Source organism: Alistipes sp. DJF_B185, assembly GCF_964250025.1.
Taxonomy (GTDB): Bacteria; Bacteroidota; Bacteroidia; order Bacteroidales; family Rikenellaceae; genus Alistipes; species Alistipes finegoldii.
Map to the genome: position 1 here is coordinate 19,588 of NZ_CAXUDY010000007.1, position 23,078 is coordinate 42,665.

General features: G+C 60.1%; 16 protein-coding genes and 1 tRNA gene. 13 read left to right on the top strand and 4 right to left on the bottom strand.

Features of this window, described 5'->3' with window-relative positions:
* Positions 1 to 36: 36 nt before the first annotated feature.
* Positions 37 to 750 (bottom strand): 16S rRNA (uracil(1498)-N(3))-methyltransferase, encoded by a 714-nt coding sequence (locus ACESTR_RS10325; protein ID WP_014774529.1) that lies wholly within the window; start codon positions 748 to 750, stop codon positions 37 to 39.
* A gap of 95 nt (positions 751 to 845) precedes the next feature.
* Between ACESTR_RS10325 and ACESTR_RS10330 the strand changes: the two genes are divergently transcribed.
* The 3 genes from ACESTR_RS10330 to ACESTR_RS10340 all read left to right on the top strand — a co-directional run bounded on the left by ACESTR_RS10330 (position 846) and on the right by ACESTR_RS10340 (position 6,329).
* Complete coding sequence (locus ACESTR_RS10330) at positions 846 to 3,017, top strand: M3 family metallopeptidase (RefSeq protein ID WP_333872665.1); 2,172 nt, start codon at positions 846 to 848, stop codon at positions 3,015 to 3,017.
* A 36-nt stretch (positions 3,018 to 3,053) separates the two neighbouring features.
* Positions 3,054 to 5,174, top strand: a complete 2,121-nt coding sequence (locus ACESTR_RS10335; protein ID WP_240048960.1) for a M3 family metallopeptidase — start codon at positions 3,054 to 3,056, stop codon at positions 5,172 to 5,174.
* A 147-nt stretch (positions 5,175 to 5,321) separates the two neighbouring features.
* On the top strand, positions 5,322 to 6,329 hold the full coding sequence (locus ACESTR_RS10340) for a hypothetical protein (RefSeq protein ID WP_240048962.1): 1,008 nt from the start codon (positions 5,322 to 5,324) through the stop codon (positions 6,327 to 6,329).
* A 370-nt stretch (positions 6,330 to 6,699) separates the two neighbouring features.
* Here the strand turns inward: ACESTR_RS10340 and ACESTR_RS10345 are convergent.
* A tRNA-Gln gene (locus ACESTR_RS10345) sits at positions 6,700 to 6,770 on the bottom strand.
* Positions 6,771 to 6,908: 138 nt separating this feature from the next.
* Between ACESTR_RS10345 and ACESTR_RS10350 the strand changes: the two genes are divergently transcribed.
* Positions 6,909 to 8,153 (top strand): nucleoside permease, encoded by a 1,245-nt coding sequence (locus tag ACESTR_RS10350; protein ID WP_009598597.1) that lies wholly within the window; start codon positions 6,909 to 6,911, stop codon positions 8,151 to 8,153.
* A gap of 54 nt (positions 8,154 to 8,207) precedes the next feature.
* Here ACESTR_RS10350 and ACESTR_RS10355 read toward each other — a convergent pair whose 3' ends face one another.
* Positions 8,208 to 8,651 carry a GNAT family N-acetyltransferase gene (locus tag ACESTR_RS10355; RefSeq protein ID WP_009598604.1) on the bottom strand — a complete coding sequence of 148 codons (444 nt, stop codon included), beginning with the start codon at positions 8,649 to 8,651 and terminating at the stop codon, positions 8,208 to 8,210.
* Positions 8,652 to 8,701: 50 nt separating this feature from the next.
* Between ACESTR_RS10355 and ACESTR_RS10360 the strand changes: the two genes are divergently transcribed.
* Positions 8,702 to 9,571, top strand: coding sequence for a nitroreductase family protein (locus tag ACESTR_RS10360; protein ID WP_175282414.1), 870 nt, complete (start codon positions 8,702 to 8,704; stop codon positions 9,569 to 9,571).
* 104 nt (positions 9,572 to 9,675) lie between these two features.
* Here ACESTR_RS10360 and ACESTR_RS10365 read toward each other — a convergent pair whose 3' ends face one another.
* Entirely contained in the window at positions 9,676 to 12,540 is a 2,865-nt protein-coding gene (locus ACESTR_RS10365) for a putative LPS assembly protein LptD (protein ID WP_373179255.1), read from the bottom strand.
* Positions 12,541 to 12,680: 140 nt separating this feature from the next.
* Here ACESTR_RS10365 and ACESTR_RS10370 point away from each other — a divergent pair, with 140 nt between their 5' ends.
* From ACESTR_RS10370 to dnaJ, 8 genes are all read left to right on the top strand, one after another.
* The gene (locus ACESTR_RS10370; RefSeq protein ID WP_130062701.1) at positions 12,681 to 13,970 is read left to right on the top strand and encodes an N-acetylmuramoyl-L-alanine amidase; all 1,290 of its coding nucleotides are present in this window, start codon (positions 12,681 to 12,683) and stop codon (positions 13,968 to 13,970) included.
* 13 nt (positions 13,971 to 13,983) lie between these two features.
* The gene (locus ACESTR_RS10375; RefSeq protein ID WP_130062702.1) at positions 13,984 to 14,985 is read left to right on the top strand and encodes an MlaD family protein; all 1,002 of its coding nucleotides are present in this window, start codon (positions 13,984 to 13,986) and stop codon (positions 14,983 to 14,985) included.
* Between the two features lie 21 nt (positions 14,986 to 15,006).
* Positions 15,007 to 17,496, top strand: coding sequence for an endonuclease MutS2 (locus ACESTR_RS10380; RefSeq protein WP_130062703.1), 2,490 nt, complete (start codon positions 15,007 to 15,009; stop codon positions 17,494 to 17,496).
* Between the two features lie 82 nt (positions 17,497 to 17,578).
* Positions 17,579 to 19,957, top strand: coding sequence for an alanine racemase (gene alr, locus ACESTR_RS10385; RefSeq protein ID WP_302269046.1), 2,379 nt, complete (start codon positions 17,579 to 17,581; stop codon positions 19,955 to 19,957).
* Positions 19,958 to 19,961: 4 nt separating this feature from the next.
* Positions 19,962 to 20,471: a hypothetical protein gene (locus tag ACESTR_RS10390; RefSeq protein WP_237958979.1), complete on the top strand. Its 510-nt coding sequence runs from the start codon at positions 19,962 to 19,964 to the stop codon at positions 20,469 to 20,471.
* Entirely contained in the window at positions 20,450 to 21,160 is a 711-nt protein-coding gene (locus tag ACESTR_RS10395) for an SAM-dependent methyltransferase (protein ID WP_009598638.1), read from the top strand. Before ACESTR_RS10390 ends, ACESTR_RS10395 begins: the two co-directional genes overlap by 22 nt.
* Positions 21,161 to 21,226: 66 nt before the next feature.
* Positions 21,227 to 21,826, top strand: a complete 600-nt coding sequence (locus ACESTR_RS10400) for a nucleotide exchange factor GrpE (RefSeq protein WP_130062706.1) — start codon at positions 21,227 to 21,229, stop codon at positions 21,824 to 21,826.
* 4 nt (positions 21,827 to 21,830) lie between these two features.
* On the top strand, positions 21,831 to 22,997 hold the full coding sequence (gene dnaJ, locus ACESTR_RS10405) for a molecular chaperone DnaJ (protein WP_014774517.1): 1,167 nt from the start codon (positions 21,831 to 21,833) through the stop codon (positions 22,995 to 22,997).
* The last annotated feature ends 81 nt before the right edge of the window (positions 22,998 to 23,078 follow it).

Genomic DNA, 23,078 nt, shown 5'->3' on the forward strand with positions numbered 1-23,078 from the left:
GCGGAACCGGCGATGCGGACCGTTTTGTCCGTATCGCTAACCGTTTGCCACGGAGACCATCACCACTGCGGCCACTGCAGCCGTTTCGGTGCGCAGCCGCTGCGCGCCGAGGGTTATCTCCTCGAATCCGTTCGCGCGTGCGAAGGCGATCTCTTCGGGCGAAAAATCGCCTTCGGGACCGATCAGGATCAGCGCCGCCTCGCCCCTGCGGAGCGTCGCCGGGAGGTAGGCTTTGCCTTCGGGCGACTGCGCCGGGGCGCAGTGGGCAATGAACTTGCGCCCTTCGAAAGGCATGGCCGCCGCTTCGCCGAAAGGCGTGAGCGGACGCAGCGTGGGACGGTAGGCTTTGAGCGACTGCTTCATGGCCGCCGTGATGACCCGTTCGCCGCGTTCGGGCTTGAAGACCCGGCGTTCGCAATGCTCGGTTTCGAGCGGGATGATCGTGCCGACGCCCACTTCGGTCGCCTTTTCGAGGAACCATTCGAAGCGGTCGGCGTTCTTGGTCGGCGCAACGGCCATCGTCAGCGAATAGGGGAGCGCCTCCCACCCGGCGCGGGTCTCCGTGACGCGCACCGCGCAGCGTTTCGGATTGTCGTCCGTAATCTCGCAGCAAAATAAATTGCCCCTCCCGTCAGTTATATGAAGGGTATCTCCGCGTCCCAGACGCAGCACCCGCACGCAGTGTTTCGACTCCTCTTCGCTCAGCGTATGGAGGGGCGGCGTGATGTCGGGGGCGTAAAAAAGTTGCATACCTCTTATAATTTACTAACTTTGCAACATTGTACGGATGCCTTGCGCGCGTCCGTATTTTCAGCTCGCAAAGTTACATAAAATAACATGAATAGATGAAACGTATTGCAGGTTTATTCACAACACTCTTACTGCTTATGGCACTTGCGTCATGCAACTCCCCGAAAAGCGCCGGGGAGAATCCCTTCTTCACCCAGTGGGACACGCCTTTCGGCGTGCCGCCCTTCGATAAGATCCGCGCCGAACACTTCATGCCCGCCTTCGAGCGCGGCATGTCGCTGCACGACGCCGAGATCGACGCCATCACCTCGAACAACGACGAGCCGACGTTCGAGAATACGATTCTGGCTTACGACAACGCCGGACAGATGCTCGCGCAGACCGAGCTGATTTTCGGCATGCTCTGCGCCGCCGAAACCAACGAACGGATGCAGGCCCTGCAGGAGCAGGTGATGCCCCTGCTCTCGGCGCACCGCGATAAGATCCGGCTCGACGAGAAACTTTTCGCCCGCGTGAAGGATGTCTATGACCGGCGCGCGTCGCTGGGACTCGACGCCGAGCAGAGCCGACTGCTCAGGAAGACCTACGACGCTTTCGTGCGCTCCGGCGCCCTGCTCGACGCCGGACAGAAAGCCCGGCTGAAGGAGATCAACGGCGAGCTGTCGCTTACGGCCGTGAAGTTCGGCAACAACATTCTGGCCGAGAACAACAACTTCGCGCTCGAACTGACGGCGGACGATCTGGAGGGACTGCCTTCGGGCGTCCGCGACGCCGCGCGCGAGAAGGCGCAGGCGATGGGCAAGGGCGACAAGTGGGTCTTCACGCTCCATAAGCCCAGTCTGATTCCGTTCCTGACCTATTCGGCCAAACGCGACCTGCGCGAAAAGATCTACAAGGCCTACCTGAACCGCTGCAACAACGGCGATCAGTACGACAACAAGCAGCTCATCAACGACTTCATCCGTCTGCGTACGGAGAAGGCCAAGATGCTGGGCTATCCGTCGTACGCCGCCTATGTCGTGGCCGACGAGATGGCCGGTACGACCGATGCGGTCTACGCGCTGCTGGACCAGATATGGACGCCGGCGCTCGACCGCGCCGGGGAGGAGCTGGCCGAGATGGACAAACTCCTGCAGAAGGACGTTCCGGGCGCGACGTTCGAGTCGTGGGACTGGTGGTATTATGCCGAAAAACTGCGCAAGCAGAACTATGCACTCGACGAGGAGATGCTGCGTTCCTATTTCTCGCTCGAAAACGTGCAGGGCGGCATCTTCTACCTCGCCAACCGGCTTTACGGCATCACCTTCCAGCCCATCGTGGCGCCACTCTATCATCCTGAGGCGATCGCCTACGAGGTGCTCGACGCCGACCAGTCGCATCTGGGCGTGCTCTATTTCGACTTCTTTCCGCGTGACGGCAAGAGTCAGGGGGCGTGGTGCGGCAACTATGTCGAACAGACCTACCGGGACGGCGAGCGCGTCGCTCCCGTGGTGAGCATCGTCTGCAACTTCACCCGTCCGGTGCGCAACACCCCTGCGCTGCTGACGCTCGACGAGACCGAAACGCTCTTCCACGAATTCGGCCATGCGCTCCATTTCCTGTTCCACGACGTGAAATACCGCGGACTCACGGAGGTCGAGGGCGACTTCGTGGAGCTTCCGTCGCAGATCATGGAAAACTGGGCTTTCGAACCCGAAATGCTGAAACAGTACGCCGTGCATCACCGCACGGGCGAGGTGATTCCCAAATACCTCGTCGATAAACTGCGCAGGAGCGAACTCTTCAATCAGGGTTTCGCCACTACGGAGCTGATCGCCGCGTCGCTTTCCGACATGGACATCCACTCGACCACCGACTACGAACCGTTCGACCCGATGGTCTTCGAGCGCCGGGCGCTCAACGAGAAGCGCGGCCTGATTCCGCAGATCGAACCCCGCTACCGTTATCCCTATTTCAGCCATATTTTCGACGGCGGCTATTCGGCGGGCTACTACTTCTATACGTGGGCCGAAGTGCTCGACAAGGATGCGTTCGCGGCCTTCCGCGAGAGCGGCGACCTGTTCAACAAGAAGATCGCCGCCGATTTCCGCACCAAGATCCTCGCCCGCGGCGGTTCCGAGGACGGCATGACGCTCTACCGGGCCTTCCGCGGGGCCGATCCCGACAAGCGGGCGATGCTCCGCGGCCGCGGCCTGCTCGCCGAACCCGATCCGCAGCCGGACGAAGAGGCCCCGATCCCCCTCGAACCGGAATCGGACGGGCAATAGACGAATCGTGAAAAATAACCCAATATTTGCAGTAACATGAAAAAAGCACTTATCATTATGACCTTTTCAGCTATGGCGGCAGGCTGCGCCGACAATTCGATTCCCAAAGCGCAGCTGCCCGAACTGGATACCACCAACCCCCTGCTGGCGGAGTGGAACACGCCCCACCAGACGCCGCCGTTCTCGCAGATCGAGCTTTCGGATTACGAGCCTGCGTTCGATGCGGCCATCGCCTGCTCGCGCGCCGAGATCGAGGCGATCGTCAATAACCCCAAGAAGCCGACCTTCGGCAACACCATCGTGGCGCTGGAGCGTCAGGGGGCGCTGCTCGACCGCATTTCGGGTGTTTTCTACAACCTGCTCGAAGCCGCGACCTCGGACCAGATGCAGGAGATCGCGCTGCGCGTTCAGCCCAAGCTCACCGAGCTGTCGAACGACGTTTCGCTCAATCCGGAGCTTTTCGCCCGCGTGAAGGCGGTTTACGAGAAACCCGGCCGCGGTCTTTCGAAAGAGGACAGGAAACTGCTGGAAGACACCTACCAGAGCTTCGCCCGCAACGGCGCCGCCCTTTCGGACGCCGATAAGGAGCTTTACCGCAAGTATACCTCCGAGCTGTCGGCCGCGACCCTGCAGTTCGGCCAGAACGCGCTGGCCGCGACCAACGCCTTTACGATCAACATTACCGATCCTAAGGTCGTTGCCGAACTGCCCGCATTCGTCCGGGAGGGTATGGCCGCCGACGCCAAGGCGCGCGGCGAGAAGGGCTGGACCGTGACGTTGCAGGCGCCGAGCTATGTGCCGTTCATGACCTATTCGTCGAACCGCGCCCTGAAAGAGAAGCTCTGGCGCGCCTACAATTCGCGTGCGCTGGGCGGCGAGAACGACAACACGCAGATCGTGAAGCAGATCGCCAACCTGCGCCTGAAGATCGCCAACCTGCTGGGTTACAAGTGCTACGCGGATTATGTGCTCGAACGCCGCATGGCCGAGAATACTCCGACCGTCACGGCGTTCCTCGACGAGCTGCTCGGCGAGACCAAAGCCTATGCCGACAAGGATTACCGGATGATCGGCGACTATGCCGCTTCGCTGGGCTTCAAGGGCCAGCTGATGCCGTGGGACTGGGGCTATTACAACGAAAAATACAAGGACGAGAAATATGCGCTCAACGACGAGGTCGTGAAGCCCTATCTGAAGCTTGAAAACGTCAAGAAGGGCGTGTTCATGCTCGCCAACAAGCTTTACGGCCTGAATTTCACGCCCAACGACAAGATCGAGGTCTATCATCCCGACGTGACGGCCTATGACGTAACCGACGAGAACGGCCGCTTTATGGCCGTGCTCTACCTCGACTTCTTCCCCCGCGAGTCGAAGCGTTCGGGTGCGTGGATGACCGAATTCCGCGGCACGAAGATCGAGGACGGCGAGGAGACCCGTCCGCTGGTGTCGCTGGTGATGAACTTCACCAAACCCACCGAGACCGCGCCGTCGCTGCTGACGTTCGACGAGCTGGAGACTTTCCTCCACGAGTTCGGACACGCCCTGCACGGCATGCTGGGCGAGGGCAAATACGAGTCGCAGACCGGTACGAGCGTTTACCGCGACTTCGTCGAGCTTCCTTCGCAGATCATGGAGAACTGGGCTACCGAGAAGGAATTCCTCGACCTGTGGGCCGTGAACTACCAGACCGGCGAGCCGATTCCCGCCGAAATCGTGGAACGCATTATCGCGGCGCAGAACTATCTGGCCGCCTACCTGAACGTGCGTCAGCTTTCGTTCGGCCTGACCGACATGGCATGGCATACGATCACCGAACCCTTCGAGGGCGACGTCGAGCAGTTCGAAGTGGCGTCGATGGCCCCTTCGCAGGTCCAGCCCGTCGTGCCGGGGACGGCGATGGCCCCGGCTTTCGGCCACATCTTCTCAGGCGGTTACGCTGCCGGCTATTACGGCTACAAGTGGGCCGAGGTGCTGGAAGCCGACGCTTTCTCGCTTTTCAAGGAGAAGGGCATCTTCAACCGCGAGGTATCCGGATCGTTCCGTGAGAACATCCTTTCGAAAGGCGGTACGGAGCATCCGATGGAGCTGTACGTACGCTTCCGCGGCCACAAACCGGAGACCAAGGCGCTGATCGAAAAGATGGGGTTGGGAAAGTAAGACCGCCGCATCCGAGACAAATGAAAGGGAACCTTCCGGAAGGTTCCCTTTTGTTTTATTTCTTTGTCCGAAAAATATCAATTTGTCAATATTTTACTAAATTTGCGGTTGGGATTGAGAATTTGATTTAGATTTAACACTTGTACTATGCCTCTTGACAAACTGAATGCGGCGCTGATCGCCGCTATTCAAAACGGTACCCCGGAATATACCAATCCGGCAGCCATACTGACCGATAAACTCAACATCGGCCGCGAAGCGGCTTACCGCCGTCTGCGCGGCGAGGTGCCCTTTACCTTCGGGGAAGCGGCCGTTCTTTCGGCCCAGATGAATTTTTCGCTCGACCGCGCTGTCGGTGCCGTCGATTTCGGAAACGTGCTTTTCCGTCTTAGCTTCAACGATTACCATACGGCGCTCGAAGACTACACGGGCGTTATCGATCAGGACACCCTTTTTTACCGGGAGGTGTCGCCGGATACGGATGCGGAGCAGGCTATTGCCGGAAACTCGTTCCCGCGGATGCTTTACATGCGCTACGAAGGGCTTACCAATTTCAAACTCTTCAAGTGGCTTTACCAGCAGGGGCTCGTCGATTGTTCGACGACTAAATTCGAGGATATGAAAGTGCCCGATGCGCTTTTGCAGAGTTACCGCGACCTGCTGAAGGAAGCGCAGTTGATGCCTTCGACGACGCTGGTGTTCGACGGTAGCTGCACCAAGCGCTGGGTCAATGCCATCTGCGCGTTCCGCAACATGCACCTGATAACCGACCAGAGCGTCGAGATGCTGAAGGGCGAATTGCTGCAGTTGCTCGACGAGCTGGAGGAGATAGCCGTTGCCGGACAGTTCCGCAGCGGGAAGCCGGTGTCTATTTACATATCGGACATGGATATCGAGGCGACTTACTGCTATGTCGCGGCGCGCCACTACCGTGCGAGCTGTATCGAGGCGTTCTCGATCAATTCGCTGCGAAGCGCCGATCCGGGCATGTTCGAGCATGTCAGGCGTTGGATTACGTCGCTGAGCCGTTTTGCGACGCTGGTTTCGTGCAGCGGGGAGCTGCAGCGGATTCATTTCTTCAAGCGTCAGCGTGCGATCGTGGCAGAATTGGAAAGGGAGGGCTTAGAACCCTCCCCCGAAGTCTTCCAGGAATAAACGGAACCTTGCGTCTAGCTCCATATGTCTATCCTGTGCTTCAAATCCTGACGGATTTTCCACTTGCGTCACTTTTGCGGGTGTAACCCGCCCCTTGCACAATCCCACTTGAATTCTTCATATCTCCTGTGCAATACAAACGTACTGCATTTCGGCGGGTCAAACAAGACGGAAAACAGAAATCGAAGGGAGTTTGTGCGCCTTATTTCGAAACAGCGGCGGGGTGCGGCCGCGCATTGTGAAAATCGGCGGTCCGGTTTTTGCCGCAGTGTCGATTAGCGGTATCGGGCCTGCGGATTGTTTCGGAAATCGAAACAGCGGAATCCGGCGGATAAAATGAAAAAAGCGAGGATAATTCCTCGCTTTTCAGTTGAGCTACCTGGATTCGAACCAAGAATAACAGGACCAGAATCTGTTGTGTTACCATTACACCATAGCTCAATGACGTTTTGGTGATGCAAAAGTAGAACTTTATTTTTCAATTGCAAAGAAAATTCCGAAAAAAATTTCGTACATTTGTTTTAATCGTTTCCGAACTAAAATGAACCAGAAATTAAAATAACGTAAAATCAGAGAATTATGGGAATTAAGTTTCGCCTTATCGTTATGAACTTCCTCCAGTACGCCATCTGGGGCTCGTGGCTTATTTCGCTGGGCGCCTATCTGGGCGGCGGACTCGACTTCACGGGACTGCAGATCGGCAGTTTCTTCGCGACGATGGGCATTGCCTCGCTGTTCATGCCTGCCGTAATGGGAATCATAGCCGACCGCTGGATTCCGGCGCAGAAGCTGCTGGGCATCTGCCACCTGATCAGCGGCGCCTTCCTCGTGGCGGCGGCTTCACAGACGGCCTATGCGCCTTTGTACAGCTGCATGCTGCTGAGCGTGATGTTCTACATGCCGACGATCGCGCTGTCCAACTCGGTGGCCTACAACGCCCTCGATCTGGCGAAACTCGACACCGTGAAACACTTCCCGCCGATCCGCGTGTGGGGGACCGTGGGATTCATCGCCGCGATGTGGTTCGTCGATCTGACGCATATCGGCGGCATCCAGATCAAGCTCACCGCTTGGCAGCTCTATGTTTCGGCGTTCCTGTCGTTCGTGCTGGCCGTCTACTCCTTCTCGCTGCCCGGATGTTCCGTGGACCGCAACGTCAAGTCGCAGTCGTGGATCGACACGCTGGGACTGCGCGCCTTCGCGCTTTTCAAGGAGAAGCGTATGGCCGTCTTCTTCATCTTCTCGATGCTGCTCGGCGCCGCTCTGCAAATCACCAACGCTTTCGGCGATACCTATATTCAGAACTTCGGGTCGATGCCGCAGTATGCCGATTCGGCCATCGTGAAACACTCGGTGATCCTGCTGTCGCTCTCGCAGATGTCCGAGACGTTCTGCATCCTGCTCATCCCGTTCTTCCTCCGGCGTTTCGGCATCAAGAAGGTGATGCTGATTTCGATGCTGGCGTGGGTGCTCCGCTTCGGGTTCTTCGGCATCGGCAATCCCGGTTCGGGCGCGGCGTTCCTGATCCTCTCGATGGTCGTGTACGGCGTGGCGTTCGATTTCTTCAACATTTCGGGTTCGCTGTTCGTCGAGAAGGAGACCAGCCGCGAAATCCGTTCTTCGGCGCAGGGCGTCTTCATGATCATGACCAACGGCTTCGGGGCCTTCTTCGGCTCGTACGCCGCAGGCGCCGTCGTCGATGCGTGGGGCTGGCCCGATTCGTGGTACATTTTCGCAGGCTATGCCCTCGTAGTGGCCGTGGTCTTCGCATTCGTGTTCAAATACAAGCACAACCCCGCGGAGATGGCGTCGGTGAACCATTAGTCCTAAAAACGATTCCGGCGGCAGGGATTTCCTTTGCCGCCGGAATTGTTTTTGTTACCGTCTTAGCATCCTGACATGCGGGATGCCGGCTTCGAGGTAAGTTCCGGAAACGGCTTCGAAGCCCAGCGATGCGTAAAATCCGGCGAGGTACTCCTGCGCCGAGATGCGGACGGGCTGCGGACCCCACGTTAGGGCGATATGCCGCAGGGCTTCGAGCATCAGGCGGCGGCACAATCCGCGGCGGCGGTAACCGGCGTCTACCAGCACCCGCCCGACGGATGCCTCGGCGCAGACGATCCCTGCGGGGATGATCCGCAGGAATGCGACGACGCGGCCGTCCTCCTCCATCCAGAGAAAGACGCTCTGCGGATCGACCTCGTCGGCGTCGGGTTCGGTGATGTGCTGTTCGAGGAAAAAGACGGCTTCGCGGGCCTGCACGATGCGGTGGTACTCGGCGGCGGAGATTTCGCTGAAATGTTTGATGACGATGGGGTGCATGCTGTTTGTCGGATAGATGCCAAAGATATTGAAAAATTTTGAAAGATATGATGGAGAATACGATTCGAGTAAATGATGCGATCTGCATCCGCTGCGGCCGCTGCGTGAAGGTGTGCCCGTCGCAGATTTTCGTTCAGGAGAAGGCCGGGGCTGCGGTGACGCTGCATAAACCCGAAAACTGCATCGTCTGCGGCCATTGCGCGGCGGCATGTCCCACGGGGGCGGTTGAACATGCCGATTTCCCGGCGGAGAAGGTGCATCCGATCGACTATGCGGCTTTGCCGACGCCCGAACAGGTCGAACTGCTGCTCGCCGTGCGGCGTTCGAACCGCGCTTTTTCCCAGCGTCCCGTGCCGCAGGAGTATCTGGACCGCATCGTTGCCGCCGCCGACCGCGCGCCGACGGCGACCAACGCCCGCCAGCTGGGTTATACGCTGGTGACGGACCCCGCTATGCGGCGCGAAATCGTCGAATATACGCTGGGCGTCTTCGGCCGGATCGTGAAGCGTCTGTCTAACCCGCTCGTGCGGCCTTGGCTGAGCCGGCTGCTGCCGGGCGTTTACCGCTACATTCCGGCGTTCAGACGGATGCGCCGCGAATATGCGGAGCAGGGCGTCGACCGCATTTTGCGGGGTGCGACGGCTGTGCTGTTCATCCATGCGCCCAAGGAGAGCCGCTTCGGCGCCGAGGACGCGAACCTCGCTTATCAGAACGCCTCGCTGACGGCTGAATCGCTCGGTGTGAGTCAGGTCTACATGGGATTCGTGCTGACCGCTGTGCGGCAGGACGGGAAAGGCGGGCTGAACCGGATGCTGGGACTTCGAGACCGCCGTATCTGCGCCGTCATGGCGCTCGGCATGCCGCAGTTCCGCTATCCGAACTACATCGACCGCAAAGAACCTGAAGTCCGGAAAATTTAGCTCCGCAGGGGCAGTCCCGATTGTGCGGACACCCTATTATATATGGAAACGCCCTGCCTCGGCAGGGCGTTTCCATTTTCCGGACGGCGGCGGCTTTTGTACGTTTAGTACATATTGTCGTACATACTCTGACTCTTGTCGTATTTGAGGTCGGAGAGCGACGCCGCCTTGACGCCGATGTTGAAACTCCAGCTGCGGTGGTAGCCGAACGGAATCCATGAAAAGGACATCTGCCAGCAGTGCAGGTCGCGCGAAATGGAGACCGACGAGGTCGTCAGCTTGTTTTGCTTGATGTCGTAACCGCCTTGGAACGTGACGCCCGTCTTCGGCGTCAGATTGATGCTGCCGTTGAAGCCGATCGTCTGCGTGATGTTCTTTTTATAGCCTTTGGGCGGATAATTTCCCCGCGATATGGAGTAGTTGACCGTGTAGTTGAAACCGAAGTTCCACGGCAGTGAGAAGTCGTAATAGGTTTGGGCCATGTACTGCCTTCGCAGTACGGGGTCCATGTTGCCGTAGGGGTCGTAGAACGGGTTCATGTATTCGGGCGGAATGCTCGTGATGTCGTTGATGGCGCGTTCCGTACGGTCCTGACGCGATTTGAAGGTGTAGCCGAACGACCAGCCCGTCGATTCGATACGTCCTGGCAGGAAGAGCTTGTCGTACAGTTTTCCGTCGGGGGTCAGCTTGTAGAGGTTGAGCGTCGCCGAGAGGTTGATGCCGAAGTTGCCGAACAGCGTGGTGCGGAACGAGATGGGGATGGTCGAGAGCCCCATCGAGTCGGCCAGAAAGTTATACGAACCGCTGAGCCGCAGCTCGTCGATCAGTTTGATCTTCTTGACGCCTGAGGTGTCGCGCTTGCTCAGCACCTTCATTTCGAGGTTCTGCGACAGCGAGAAGTTCATCGACATCGAACGTCCCGAACTGGGGACGCCGTAGGCATTGACCGAATAGGGCGAATAGGGGCGGAACGTACCGGTCGAATCGGACTGGTAGTTGCTCTGATAGCCGTATTTGGGATCGCCGAAGTCCGGGGCGTACGAGAATCCGATCGACGGCGTGATCGTATGGCGGATCGCCTGAATCTTGCGGTCGCGGCGTTTTTTGGTGAAGTCGTACATGCCGTACACGGTCGTCGATGTCGAGACGCTGAAGTTGTAGTTGTATAGACGGTAGAAGCCGTACTGTGCCGGCAGCGTGTCGACGCTGTTGGTGACGGGATTCCATTCCAGCTCGACCTTTTTGAAATACCACTTCTCGTTGTAGTTGGCCGACGGCGAGATGTTGATGTAGTTGAAGAGGTTGAACGACGCCGAAACCGGGATGTTGTGTTCGATGCCGTTCTTCATGTTGTCGAGCGTCTCCTTCGAGAATATTTTGTCCTCGGTGGTGCTCACCGAGTTGGTCATTTTACCCGTGTACTGCATCGAAATCTTCTCGTACCAGCGGTCCTTGCCGGTTTTCTCCTTGCGTTTGAAGGGGTAGAAGCGCGAGACGTTGAAGACCAGCGTGGGCAGGGTTACCGAAATGGTCTTGTTCTGCGAGTTCTGCGAAATGGACATGTTCGCCGAGAGCGAGAACGGTGTGCCGGCCCAGTTCTTCGAATAGGCGATCGACGAGTTGGTCTGCGTGGCGAGAATGTCGTTGAGGTTGGTCGCCGAATACTTGCTGTAACCGCTGGTGGCGAAGTTCACCGACGCCGAGAAGGTCGAACCGGGGTTGGCCTTGGGGTCCTGCGAATGGGTCCACTGGATGCGGAAGTTGCTCTGCTTGATATAGTCGGGTTCGCCTTTCTCTCCCGTCTTGATGTTCGAGTACTGCATGTTGAAACTGCCGCTGTACTTGTAGCGCTTGATGTAGCGCGATGCGGCCGACGCCTCCCACGAACCGAGCGTGTAGATACCGCCGCGGACGGCCAGATCGGCGTAATCGCCCAGCGTGAAGTAGTAGCCCAGATCGCGCAGGAAGAATCCCTTGGTGTACTCTTCGCCGTAGGTGGGCATCAGCAGACCCGACTTGGGACCCGAACTGATCGGGAAGAAGCCTTCGGGAATGCCCAGAAAATAGATCGGCACGTCCTCCATGACCAGATAGGCCGGACCCGTGACGACCTTCTTGCCCGGAATGACCTTGGCCTTGGTCATCGCCAGATAGAAGTGCGGATGATCCGTTTCGTCGCAGGTCGTATATTTTCCGTTCTCGATGTTGATCGTGTTGTCGGGCATCTTCTTGACGCTGCCGCCCACCAGCCAGCCGTCGCCCTGCTGCGTCGCCACGCCCTTGATCTTGGCCTTCTTCGATTCGAGGTTGTAGGTGATCGTGTCCATCTTGTAGGGGGCTTCGCCGCCGTCGGAGAATTCGGGTTTGGTGACGATGGCCTTGCCTTCGAGCGAGTCGGGTTTGCCGTATGCGTGGATCAGCTTGGAGTTCATGTCGATCTGCATGTAGTCGGCCTTGAGGTTGCTGTTCTGATAGGTGACGTCGCCTTCGTTGTAGATGTAGACCATCTTGTTGCGGACGTCGTACACCAGCGAGTCCTTGTTCTTGCCCGAAATCGGATCGTCGAGGAAGGCGCCGGGCTTGCGCGGCCGCTTGACCGAGTCGCGGGCCACGGTGTCGGCCTGCCTGCCGGCCAGCGAGTCGGCCCGGCGGGCGATGAGCGAATCGACCTGCGAACTGAACATCGAGTCGCGTTCCTCCTGCGACATGGCTTCGAATTCGGCGTGGCGGCGGGCTTTCTCGCGGGCGGCCCGTGCCTGCGCGCGGCGTTCGCTGCGTGTGCGGGCGGCTTCGGGAACTTCGGCCGCGGCTTCCGGAAGGGTATATGCCGGAACGGAATCGTGGGTGCGGGTGCTGTCCGGGGCGGCTGCGGCGAACATGCTCCGGGGTGCGGACGCGCCGAACACCAGCTGGGCGAAGAGCAGGATCAGCGCCGCCGAAAACAGATATTTTACCCTAAGTTTATCCAAAATTCCAATAATTTTTCGTACCTTTGCCGACATGTCGGCAAAAATGCCTGAATCAGGTCTCCGGCGACCTCCCGCGGGGTTTTCAGGCGCGACAAAGATAGGTAAAAAATTACAGAAAGCTTACACTTGATCTCTTAAATATGCGCACACGACTGTTCCTGTTATTCGCATTTGCGGCCGTAACCGTTCTTACGAACGCGGCATCGGCCGGGAATATTGCGCACGGAGTCGAAGTTGTGGTGATCGACCCCGGTCACGGCGGCAACGATCCCGGTGCGCACTACGGCGGAACCAGCGAAAAGGACCTGACGCTGAAGGTGGCTCTCAAGCTCGGCAAAATGATCGAGGAGGGCATGCCCGGCGTGAAGGTGGTCTATACGCGCAAGACGGACAAGGCGCTGGGACCCGACAAGGCGAAAGACCTGCAGGCGCGTGCCGACATCGCCAACAAGGCCGGCGGCGACCTCTTCATTTCGATCCATGTCAATGCGGCCAAGTCTACGGCCGCGCGCGGCGTCGAGACGCTGATCATGGGCGAAAGCCCCAAGGAGCAGCGTTACAATGAAAACGCGCTGTTCGAGAACAACCGCGAGGACCTGATCGACATGTCCGACGAACGTACGGCGGCCATCGTGCGGGCCTATATACAGAACCTGCAGTTCACCTACGGCGAGTACAGCATGGCCATCGCGCGCTGCATTCAGAACAACTACCTGAAAGCGGGCCGCCACTCGCGGGGCATCAAACCCCAGCTGCTGCGCGTGCTCTATGCGACCGACATGCCGGGCGTGCTGACCGAGATCGGATTCCTCTCCAACTCGCAGGAGGCTGCCTACATGAAGTCGGAGAAGGGCCAGACCGAGATCGCCCGTTCGATTTACGAGGGCGTGAAGAACTATTCGGCCTATGTGCTCGAAACGCGCAACGCCGAAGAGGAGGCCGCTGCGGCGCCTAAGCCGGAGCAGAAACCGGAGCAAGTGGTCGTCGGCAAGGAGCCTGTGCGCGGGGCCGGCGGAAAGGCGGGGGCGAAGGACTCCGCCGCCAAATCCGAATCCGTGACTGCGCCGGCAGAGCGGGAGACGTCCGAAACGCAGACGCCGAAAACGGAGACTCCCAAGGCCGGCGCCCCGAAGCGTGAGACGCCGAAAGCCGAAACCCCGAAGCAGCCGGCTCCGAAACAGGACGCGCAGCCGCTGCGCTATACCGTGCAGGTGCTGGCCAGCCCCCAGACCGTGCCGGCTTCGTCCGAGCGGTTCAAGAGCTACCGCGGCAAGGTAAAGCAATATACGGCCGACGGCAAATACCGTTATAAATATTGCGTCGGCGAATACGAGACCCGCGCTGCGGCGCAGAAGCAACTGGCGGCGGTGCGCAAGGTCTTCCCCGACGCCTTTGTGGTGAGCTGCCGGGGAACTCGGATCGTGAAATAAAAACATACGAGATATGAAAAGGGAAGTTAAGATCGGAATTTTCGCCGTGGCGATGATCGGCGTCGCATGGGCGGGCATCCGCTTTCTGAAAGGATTCGATATTTTCAGCCGCAATGTCGAATATTATGCGGCTTACGACCAGATCAACGGCGTGCAGAACGCTTCGCCGATCATGATGAAGGGCGTCAAGATCGGTTCGGTGACGGGCCTGTCGTTCGACCCCGCCCGCAGCGATAAAGTCGTGCTGCGGTTCACCATCAAACGCGAGTACCGCATTCCGACCGATTCGGAAGCCAAGATTTTCAGCAACGGGCTGATGGGCGCCAAGGCGATCGAAATCACCTACGGCACGGCCGACACCTACCTGCATAAAGGTGATACGCTGCGGTCGAGCCGCGACCGCGACCTGATGGATGTGGCCGGTTCGGAGCTGGATTTCTTCAAGCAGAAGGTCTCGCAGCTCACCGGCGATCTGTCGCGTGCGCTCGACAACCTCAACAGGCTGATGGAGGACAACGCCGGCAATATCGCCGGGACGCTCGGCAACCTCAACTCCGTGACGGGCGACATGGCGCAGATCCTTTCCGCCGAGAAAAACAACCTGAAAAGCGCGCTGGAGAACCTTTCGAAGTTCTCCGACATGCTCGGCGACAACGCCCAGCGCGTGGACAGCATCATCGGCAATGTGGACCGGGTCGTCGCGCAGTTCTCCGAAGAGGAGTTCGCCGTCAAGCTTTCGCAGACCGTCGGGCATCTCGACGATCTGGTGGCCCGCATCGCGCAGGGCGAGGGCACGGTGGGCAAGCTGATGAACGATCCCGAACTTTACGATTCGCTCAACCGGGCCAGCGAGAATCTCTCCGCACTGCTGGCCGACGTCAAACAGTATCCGGGCCGTTACGTCCATCTTTCGCTCTTCGGGCGCAACCCTGAGAAGATGAAGGAGCGGGCCGACCGGAAGGCCGCGAAGGCCGCCGAGAAAGCCGAGCGCGATTCGCTCAGGCGGCTGCGGTAGCCCTTTACCCGACATAGCACCATGATTTATCCTGCAAACTTCGAGCAGAAGATCGGCTTCGACCGGCTTCGTGAACAGGTTGCGGCGCGCTGTACCATGCGTGCCGCCCGTGCGCGGCTGGCCGGCGAGACCTTTTCGACTTCGGCGCGCGAGATCGCCCGGCGGCTGACGCTTGCCGACGAGATGCGTCTGCTGCTCGATATGGAACACGAATTTCCCGGCGGGGAGTATCCCGACGTCGATCATATCGTCGCCAAGTTGCGCGTCGAAGGCTCATTCCTCGACGTCGAGGAAGTGGTGACGCTGCATCGTGCGCTGACGGTCGTCGGCGGCATCGTAGCGTTCATTCTCAACCGCGAAGAACAATATCCGGCGCTTCACGCCCGCAGCCGCGGCGTCGCGGCCTTTCCCGAAATCGTGCAGCGGATCGACGCCATCGTCGATCGTTTCGGCAACGTGAAGGACAACGCTTCGCCCGGTCTGCTGGAGATCCGGCGCGCCGTCCGCGAACGCGAGGGACAGGCCGCCAAGCGTCTGCAGGCCGTGCTGTCGGCCGCCAAGAACGCCGGCATCGTCGATGCCGACGCCCAGATTTCGATCCGCGAAGGCAAAGCCGTGATTCCGGTCGCCGCGGCCAACAAGCGCAAACTGCAGGGCTTCATCCACGACGAGTCGGCTACCGGACGCACGTTCTACGTCGAGCCGGTCGAGGTGGTGGAGATCAACAACGAACTGCGCGAACTGGAATACGCCGAGCGGCGCGAGATTGTCCGCATCCTCTCGGAGTTCACCGATTCGGTGCGTCCCGATGCGGAGCTGATCGCCGATTCGGGCGATTACCTCGCCGAGATCGACATGCTGCGCGCCAAAGGGCGCTGGGCCTCGGAGAACGGCTGCGTGAAGCCGATCGTCTCGACCGACGACCGGCTGGTGCTGAAAAACGCCCGCCATCCCTTGCTGCAGCAGACGCTCCGGGCGCAGGGCCGCGAGGTCGTGCCGCTCGACATGCAGCTGGACCGCCGCAAGCATATCCTCGTCATTTCGGGGCCTAACGCGGGCGGCAAGTCGGTCTGCCTGAAAACCACGGGCATCGTGCAGTATATGTTCCAGTGCGGTTTCCTCGTGCCGGCGTCGGAGGTCTCCGAGCTGCCCGTGTTTCGGTCGATCTTCATCGACATCGGCGACGAGCAGTCGATCGACGACGATCTTTCGACCTATTCGTCGCACCTGCTCAACATGAAGAACATGCTGGCCGGGGCCTCCTCCGCGACGTTGGTGCTGATCGACGAATTCGGGTCGGGTACCGAGCCGGTCATCGGCGGCGCCATCGCCGAAGCCATCCTCGAACGCCTGCTGGCCAAGGGGTGCTACGGCGTTATCACGACCCATTACGCCAATATCAAGTATTATGCGTCGAACGCCGAAGGCATCGCCAACGGCGCCATGATGTTCGACGTGCAGCATATCCGGCCGCTGTTCCGGCTCGAAACGGGCAAGCCCGGCAGTTCGTTCGCCGTGGAGATCGCCCGCAAGATCGGCCTGCCGGAAGAGATTATCCGCATTGCGGGCGAGAAGGCCGGCAGCGACCATATCAACATCGAAAAGCAGCTGCGCGAAATCGCCCGTGACAAACATTACTGGGAACAGAAACGCGACCGCATCCGCCTGACGGACCGCAAGGTCGAAGAGCTGGAGCAGACTTACGCCGAGCAGTTGGCGAAGATCAAATCCGAGCGGCAGGAGATTCTGAAAAAGGCCAAGCAGGAGGCCCAGCGGTTGATCGCCGACGCCAACAAGCAGATCGAGAATACGATCAGGACCATCCGCGAAGCGCAGGCCGAAAAAGAGCTGACGCGGCTGGCGCGCCGCGAGCTGGACGACTTCCGCGATGCGGTCGAGCAGGCCGATACGGCCGAGAAGGACGCGCAGGTGGCCCGTGAGATCGAGCGCATCGAACGCCGCCGCCAGCGGCGCATCGAGCGCAAAACCCAGCGCGGCGAAGCGCAGGCGGCCGCCGCCCCCGAACCGCCCAAACCCCGCGAGGTCGAAACCGGTTCCAAGGTCCGCATGGCCGGGCAGGATATGGTCGGCGTGGTGCAGTCGGTCAAGGGGAAGAAAGTGCAGGTCGCCTTCGGTCAGATACTTACTACGGTAGACAAGAAACTGCTGACCGTGGTGTCGAACAGCGAGTTCCGCGAAGCGACGCGCCCGCAGACGGCCCGTACGGTGGTCTCGGTCGATATTTCGGCCCGCAAACTCAATTTCAGGGACCATATCGACGTGCGGGGCATGCGCGCCGCCGAAGCGCTGGACGCCGTGCAGGATTTCGTCGATGACGCCTTGATGGTGGGCGTGGGGTCGGTTTCGATTCTCCACGGCAAGGGTACGGGGGCCTTGAAAGAGGAGATCCGCCGCTATCTGCGCACGGTTCCTGAGGTCGAAAGCGCCAAGGACGAGCATGCCGACCGCGGCGGGGCGGGCATTACGATCGTGACTTTTAAGATGGACTGACGATTTTTCGCGGCGTTCCGGCCGAATGCGGGGCAGATGCCTACAGACCGCAGGGCGGACGGAACGGAAAAATGATAAGAGGATGAATTACAGACTTTCACGTATTGCCGCCATTTGCGGCGGAAAGTTTTCGGGCTGCGATTCCGAGGTGCGGTCGGTCGTTACCGACAGCCGTTCGCTTTCGTGCGAGCTGGGGTGCCGCCCGATGTTCGTCGCCATGCGCGGCGCGAACCACGATTCGCATGATTTCATCGCCGGCATGCAGAGCCGGGGCGTGCGTGCGTTCCTCGTCGAGCGGGGTGTCGAAGCCTCCTCGTGCACCGGGGAGTGCGGTTTCGTGCAGGTGGACAACGCCATCGAAGCCCTTCAGCGGCTGGCGGCCTATCACCGGGCGCAGTTCCGGGGCACGGTGGTCGGCATCACCGGCTCGAACGGCAAGACCGTCATCAAGGAGTGGATCGCCGAGGAGCTGCCCGAAGGCATGAAATATTACCGTTCGCCGAAGAGTTACAATTCGCAGCTGGGCGTGCCGCTTTCGGTGCTGATGCTGGAGGGCGACGAGGAACTGGCGATTTTCGAAGCGGGCATCTCGAAACCCGGCGAGATGGAGCGGCTCGAACGCATTATCCGCCCCGACGCGGTGATCTTCACTTCGATCGGCGACGCCCATCAGGAGAATTTCATCAATCTGGAACAGAAATGCGACGAGAAGATGATTCTCGCCCGCAGCGCTTCCAAAATCATCTACCACAGCTATTACGAGCCGCTGGGCCGTATGGTCGCGGCGCATTTCGCCGATCGCCGTCCCGTCGATGCCGCCTCATATCCCGAAGTGCCCGAATCGGTCATAGGCAACGCCGCTTCGCGCCGCAACGCCCAGATCGTCGAGGCGTTCTGCGATGCGATGCGCTATCCCGCCCCTTCGTTCGCCGGGGCTCCTTCGGTGGCGATGCGTCTCGAAGTGAAGGAGGGCATCAACGACTCGATACTTATCAACGACGCCTATAACCTTGACCTCAATTCGCTGGCGCTGGCGTTGGACTACCTGCACAGCGTGGCGCTGAGCCGCCGCCGTACGCTCGTGTTGTCGGACATTTCGCAGAGCGGTCTCTCGGACGACGAGCTTTACGGCCGCGTGGCGGGCATGGTCGCACGCGCCGGAATCGACTTCCTGATCGGTATCGGTCCCCGCCTGAAACGCTATGCCGCGCTGTTCGCCTGCGACAAGGAGTTCTTTACGGCTACCGACGAATGCGTCGCGCGCATCAACCGCGACGCCGTGGCCGGGCGTGCGATCCTGTTGAAAGGCGCACGCGATTTCCGTTTCGAAAAACTGGTGCACCTGCTCTCCCGCAAAAGTCATACGACGGTGCTGGAGGTCGATCTCGACGCCATGATCCATAATCTCAACTATTTCCGGTCGAAGCTGAGCTTCGGGACCCGGCTCGTGGCGATGGTCAAGGCCGGTTCGTACGGCGCGGGCGATTTCGAAGTCGCGCAGATGCTCCAGCATCAGGGCGTGGACTATCTCGCCGTGGCGTTCGCCGACGAGGGCGTACTGCTGCGCGAGCGGGGGATTTCGATGCCGATCGTGGTGCTCAACGCCGACGCCGACAGCTTCGACGTGATGATCGCCAACCGGCTCGAACCCGAAATCTACAGTTTCCACTCGCTCGGCGCTTTCGCCGACGCCGTGACGCACGCGGGCGAAACCCGTTATCCGATTCATGTCAAGTTGGATACGGGCATGCACCGGCTGGGGTTCGTGGAGCAGGAGATCGCGCAGTTGTGCGCGACGCTCGCTGCGACGCCGCAGGTCAAGGCGGCTTCGGTCTTCTCGCACCTCAACTGCGCCGACATGCCCGAAGAGGATGCCTATACGCGGGCGCAGATCGCCCTCTACGACCGCATGAGCGCGCAGCTCGCCGCCTCGCTGCCTTATCCGGTCATCCGCCATGCGGCCAATTCGGCCGCCATCGAGCGCTTCCCCGAAGCGCAGTTCGACATGTGCCGTCTGGGGCTGGGGCTTTACGGCTTCGGGTTCCGGCACAACGACGCCCTGCGTCCCGTCTCGACGCTCAAAACCCGCATCGTGCAAATCAAACGCCTGCCTGCGGGCGATGCGGTGGGGTATGGCCGCGCCGGGAAGCTCACGCGGCCGACTACTACGGCCACGATACCGATCGGCTATGCCGACGGGCTGGACCGGCATCTGGGCTGCGGCCGCTGGTCGGTGCTCGTGGCCGGACAGCCTGCGCCGATCATCGGCCGGGTCTGCATGGACAGCTGCATGATCGACATTACGGACATTCCCGGCGTGAAGGAGGGCGACGAAGTGTCGGTCTTCTCGCCCGTGCCGGGCAACGACCTCGAAACGATGGCCCGTGTGCTCGATACGATCTCGTATGAAATCATGACCTCGGTTTCGGGACGTGTGAAACGCATCTATCTCAAGGAATAACGGGATGAAGTGCTACGACTGCGGCGGCCTGATCGCGCCCGGAGCGGACAAATGTCCCGCCTGCAACTGTCCGGCGGAGAGGATGCAGGCCGTGAAGTGTCTCGAAACCCGCCTGCTGACGGCCCGCGTCGAAGCGGAGTCGGCCCTCGACCAGCTGGGCCGGGCGAAGGTCGCGATGCTCTGCGCCGCGTTTTTCGCGCTTGTCGGCGGCGTGGTCGTGCTGGTGCATGCCGGGGGCGACGCGACGATGCGGGCCGTCGGGATTTTCATGGCTGCGCTGGCATGCGTCTACGCGGCACTGGCCTTTCTTGTCCGGAAAGCTCCGCTGACGCTTTCGATCGCGGGATTTCTGCTCAGCTGGCTCTGTCTCGGCGGGTTTCCCGGTCTGGTGATCGTCGGGGCCATGGCGCTGAGTCTCTGGTTCGCCGTGCAGTATGTCCGCATTACGAACCGTGTCGGATTGTTGGAACGAAAAATCGCTGAACTGAAAAAATGTACGGAACACTCTATCTGATCCCGTGTCCGATCTCGGACGAAACGGCGCCGTGGGACGTGCTGCCCGCAGCAAACCGCGCCGTTATGGATTCGCTCGACTATTTTATCGTCGAGAATACCCGCACGGCGCGGCGGTTTCTGTCGAAAGCGGGCGCGGCGCGCCCGATCGACACGCTCTGCTTCCGCGAACTGAACGAACATACCGTCGCCGGGCGTGAGGTCGAAGAGCTGGTGAAACCGCTCGTCGAGGGGCGTTCGGCGGGCGTGATTTCCGAAGCGGGCGTGCCGGGCGTCGCCGATCCGGGGGCGCTGGTGGTCGAAGCCTGCCACCGCCGCGGAATCCGTGTCGTGCCGCTCGTCGGACCTTCGTCGATCGTCATGGCGGTCATGGCGTCGGGGCTTAACGGACAGTCGTTCGCTTTCAACGGCTATCTGCCCGTCAAACCGCCCGAACGGGTGCAGGCGATCCGCCGTTTCGAACGCCGCGCGCACGCCGAAGGCCAGTCGCAGCTCTTCATCGAGGCCCCGTACCGCAACGTCAAGCTGATGGAGCAGCTGTTGCAGACCCTTGCGCCCGAAACGCGGCTGACGGTGGCCATGGACATCACGGCTCCCGGCGAATTCATCCGCACGCTCCGCGTCCGCGAATGGCGTGCCGCCGAACTGCCCGCGATGAACAAACGCCCTGCTATTTTCATCATCGGATAGGCCCTTCCGGAGGTTGGTATACAATTTGATCGACTATAAGACGGAAAATCTGAAAAACAACTATATATGAAAAAGGAAAAAGCTTATAATGAAGCCATTAACGGCGACGAAGGGTTCGAGCCGGGCGACGGTTATCCCTCGTGCGACGGCGAACCCTGTGCCAATGTGTCAGATGAGCCGCAGGAGGAGACTGACACAATGGCAGACGGGGCCGACAGCGGCGCCGCACCCGATTTTGCGGCGGCCGCCGCCGAATGGCAGGATAAATACATCCGTCTGCAGGCCGAGTTCGACAACTACCGCAAGCGTACGCTCAAGGAGAAGATGGATCTGGTGCAGACCGGAGGCCGCGACGTCTTGCTGGCGATGCTTCCTGTGCGCGACGACGTGCAGCGGGCGGTCGATGCCATGCAGAAAAGCGACGATATCGAAGCGCTGCGCGCCGGCGTGAACCTGATATCGCAGAAATTTACCGAAACCCTGCGTCAGAAGGGCGTGACCGAGATCGACGTCAAGGGCCGGGAGTTCGACGCCGACCTATGCGAGGCCGTGGCCAAGTTCGCCGCCGGAGAGGATATGCAGGGCAAGGTCGTAGACGTCGTCCAGACCGGCTACATGCTGGGCGACAAGGTGCTGCGTTTTGCAAAAGTCGTTGTAGGAGAGTGAGAAGATGGCTGAAAAGAGGGATTACTACGAAGTGCTGGGCGTCCAGAAGAACGCTAACGCCGACGAAATAAAGAAGGCCTACCGCAAGGCTGCCATTCAGTATCACCCGGACAAGAATCCGGGCGACAAGCAGGCCGAGGAGAAATTCAAGGAGGCAGCAGAAGCCTACGACGTGTTGTCGAACCCCGACAAGCGTGCCCGTTACGACCAGTTCGGCCATGCCGGCATGAGCGGCGCGGCAGGCGGCGGAGGCGGTTTCGGCGGCTTCAGCGGCGGAGGCTTCTCGATGGAGGATATTTTCTCACAGTTCGGCGATATTTTCGGCGGACATTTCGGCGGGGGCGGGTTCCGTTCGTCGTCGTCCGGCGGCCGGCGCGTGAACCGCGGCTCCGATATCCGCATCAAGGTCAGGCTGACGCTGGCCGAGATCGCCAACGGCGTCACCAAGAAGCTCAAGATCAACAAGACCGTCGCCTGCGACAAGTGCGGCGGCACGGGAGCCAAGGACGCCGATTCCTATTCGACCTGCTCGACGTGTAACGGCACGGGCCATGTGACGCGCGTCGAAAACACCTTTTTCGGCCGCATGCAGACCCAGAGTGTGTGCCCGACCTGCGGCGGTACGGGCAAGGTCATCACTTCGCCCTGCGACAAGTGCAAGGGCGAAGGCACCGTCCGCGGTTCGGAGGTCGTGGAGATCAAGATTCCGGCCGGCGTGGGCGAGGGCATGATGCTCACCGTCACGGGCAAGGGCAACGCCGCGCGCCACGGCGGCGTCAACGGCGACTTGCAAGTGCTGATCGAAGAGGAGCCGCATCCCGAACTGATGCGCGACGGCAACGACCTGATTCACAACCTCAATATCACCGTGACGCTGGCTCTGCTGGGCGGTACGGTCGAGGTGCCGACGGTAGACGGCCGCGCCAAGATCAAGATCGCTCCGGGAACGCATGCCGGCAAGGTGCTGCGTCTGGGCGGCAAGGGTTTGCCCGACGTGAACGGTTACGGCCGCGGCGACGAGCTGGTCGTGGTGGACATCACCATTCCGTCGAAACTCAATGCCGAGGAGAAGCGGCTGGTCGAGGAGTTGTCCCGGCAGCCCGGTTTCCAGAAAGCCGACTCGGTCAAAAACCAGAATATTTTCGAGCGGATGAAGAGTTTCTTCCGTTAGGAAACGATACGGTTTCGTCTCTACGGCGGAGTGCTGAATACCCCTGCGGGTTCCGGCATTCCGCCGTATTGGCAGATCGGG

What these genes read in the sequence shown, in the direction of transcription:
- ACESTR_RS10325 (WP_014774529.1), bottom strand. Translation starts at nt 750, where the DNA reads ATGCAACTTTTTTACGCCCCCGACATCACGCCGCCCCTCCATACGCTG.
- ACESTR_RS10330 (WP_333872665.1), top strand. Translation starts at nt 846, where the DNA reads ATGAAACGTATTGCAGGTTTATTCACAACACTCTTACTGCTTATGGCA.
- ACESTR_RS10335 (WP_240048960.1), top strand. Translation starts at nt 3,054, where the DNA reads ATGAAAAAAGCACTTATCATTATGACCTTTTCAGCTATGGCGGCAGGC.
- ACESTR_RS10340 (WP_240048962.1), top strand. Translation starts at nt 5,322, where the DNA reads ATGCCTCTTGACAAACTGAATGCGGCGCTGATCGCCGCTATTCAAAAC.
- ACESTR_RS10350 (WP_009598597.1), top strand. Translation starts at nt 6,909, where the DNA reads ATGGGAATTAAGTTTCGCCTTATCGTTATGAACTTCCTCCAGTACGCC.
- ACESTR_RS10355 (WP_009598604.1), bottom strand. Translation starts at nt 8,651, where the DNA reads ATGCACCCCATCGTCATCAAACATTTCAGCGAAATCTCCGCCGCCGAG.
- ACESTR_RS10360 (WP_175282414.1), top strand. Translation starts at nt 8,702, where the DNA reads ATGGAGAATACGATTCGAGTAAATGATGCGATCTGCATCCGCTGCGGC.
- ACESTR_RS10370 (WP_130062701.1), top strand. Translation starts at nt 12,681, where the DNA reads ATGCGCACACGACTGTTCCTGTTATTCGCATTTGCGGCCGTAACCGTT.
- ACESTR_RS10375 (WP_130062702.1), top strand. Translation starts at nt 13,984, where the DNA reads ATGAAAAGGGAAGTTAAGATCGGAATTTTCGCCGTGGCGATGATCGGC.
- ACESTR_RS10380 (WP_130062703.1), top strand. Translation starts at nt 15,007, where the DNA reads ATGATTTATCCTGCAAACTTCGAGCAGAAGATCGGCTTCGACCGGCTT.
- alr (WP_302269046.1), top strand. Translation starts at nt 17,579, where the DNA reads ATGAATTACAGACTTTCACGTATTGCCGCCATTTGCGGCGGAAAGTTT.
- ACESTR_RS10390 (WP_237958979.1), top strand. Translation starts at nt 19,962, where the DNA reads ATGAAGTGCTACGACTGCGGCGGCCTGATCGCGCCCGGAGCGGACAAA.
- ACESTR_RS10395 (WP_009598638.1), top strand. Translation starts at nt 20,450, where the DNA reads ATGTACGGAACACTCTATCTGATCCCGTGTCCGATCTCGGACGAAACG.
- ACESTR_RS10400 (WP_130062706.1), top strand. Translation starts at nt 21,227, where the DNA reads ATGAAAAAGGAAAAAGCTTATAATGAAGCCATTAACGGCGACGAAGGG.
- dnaJ (WP_014774517.1), top strand. Translation starts at nt 21,831, where the DNA reads ATGGCTGAAAAGAGGGATTACTACGAAGTGCTGGGCGTCCAGAAGAAC.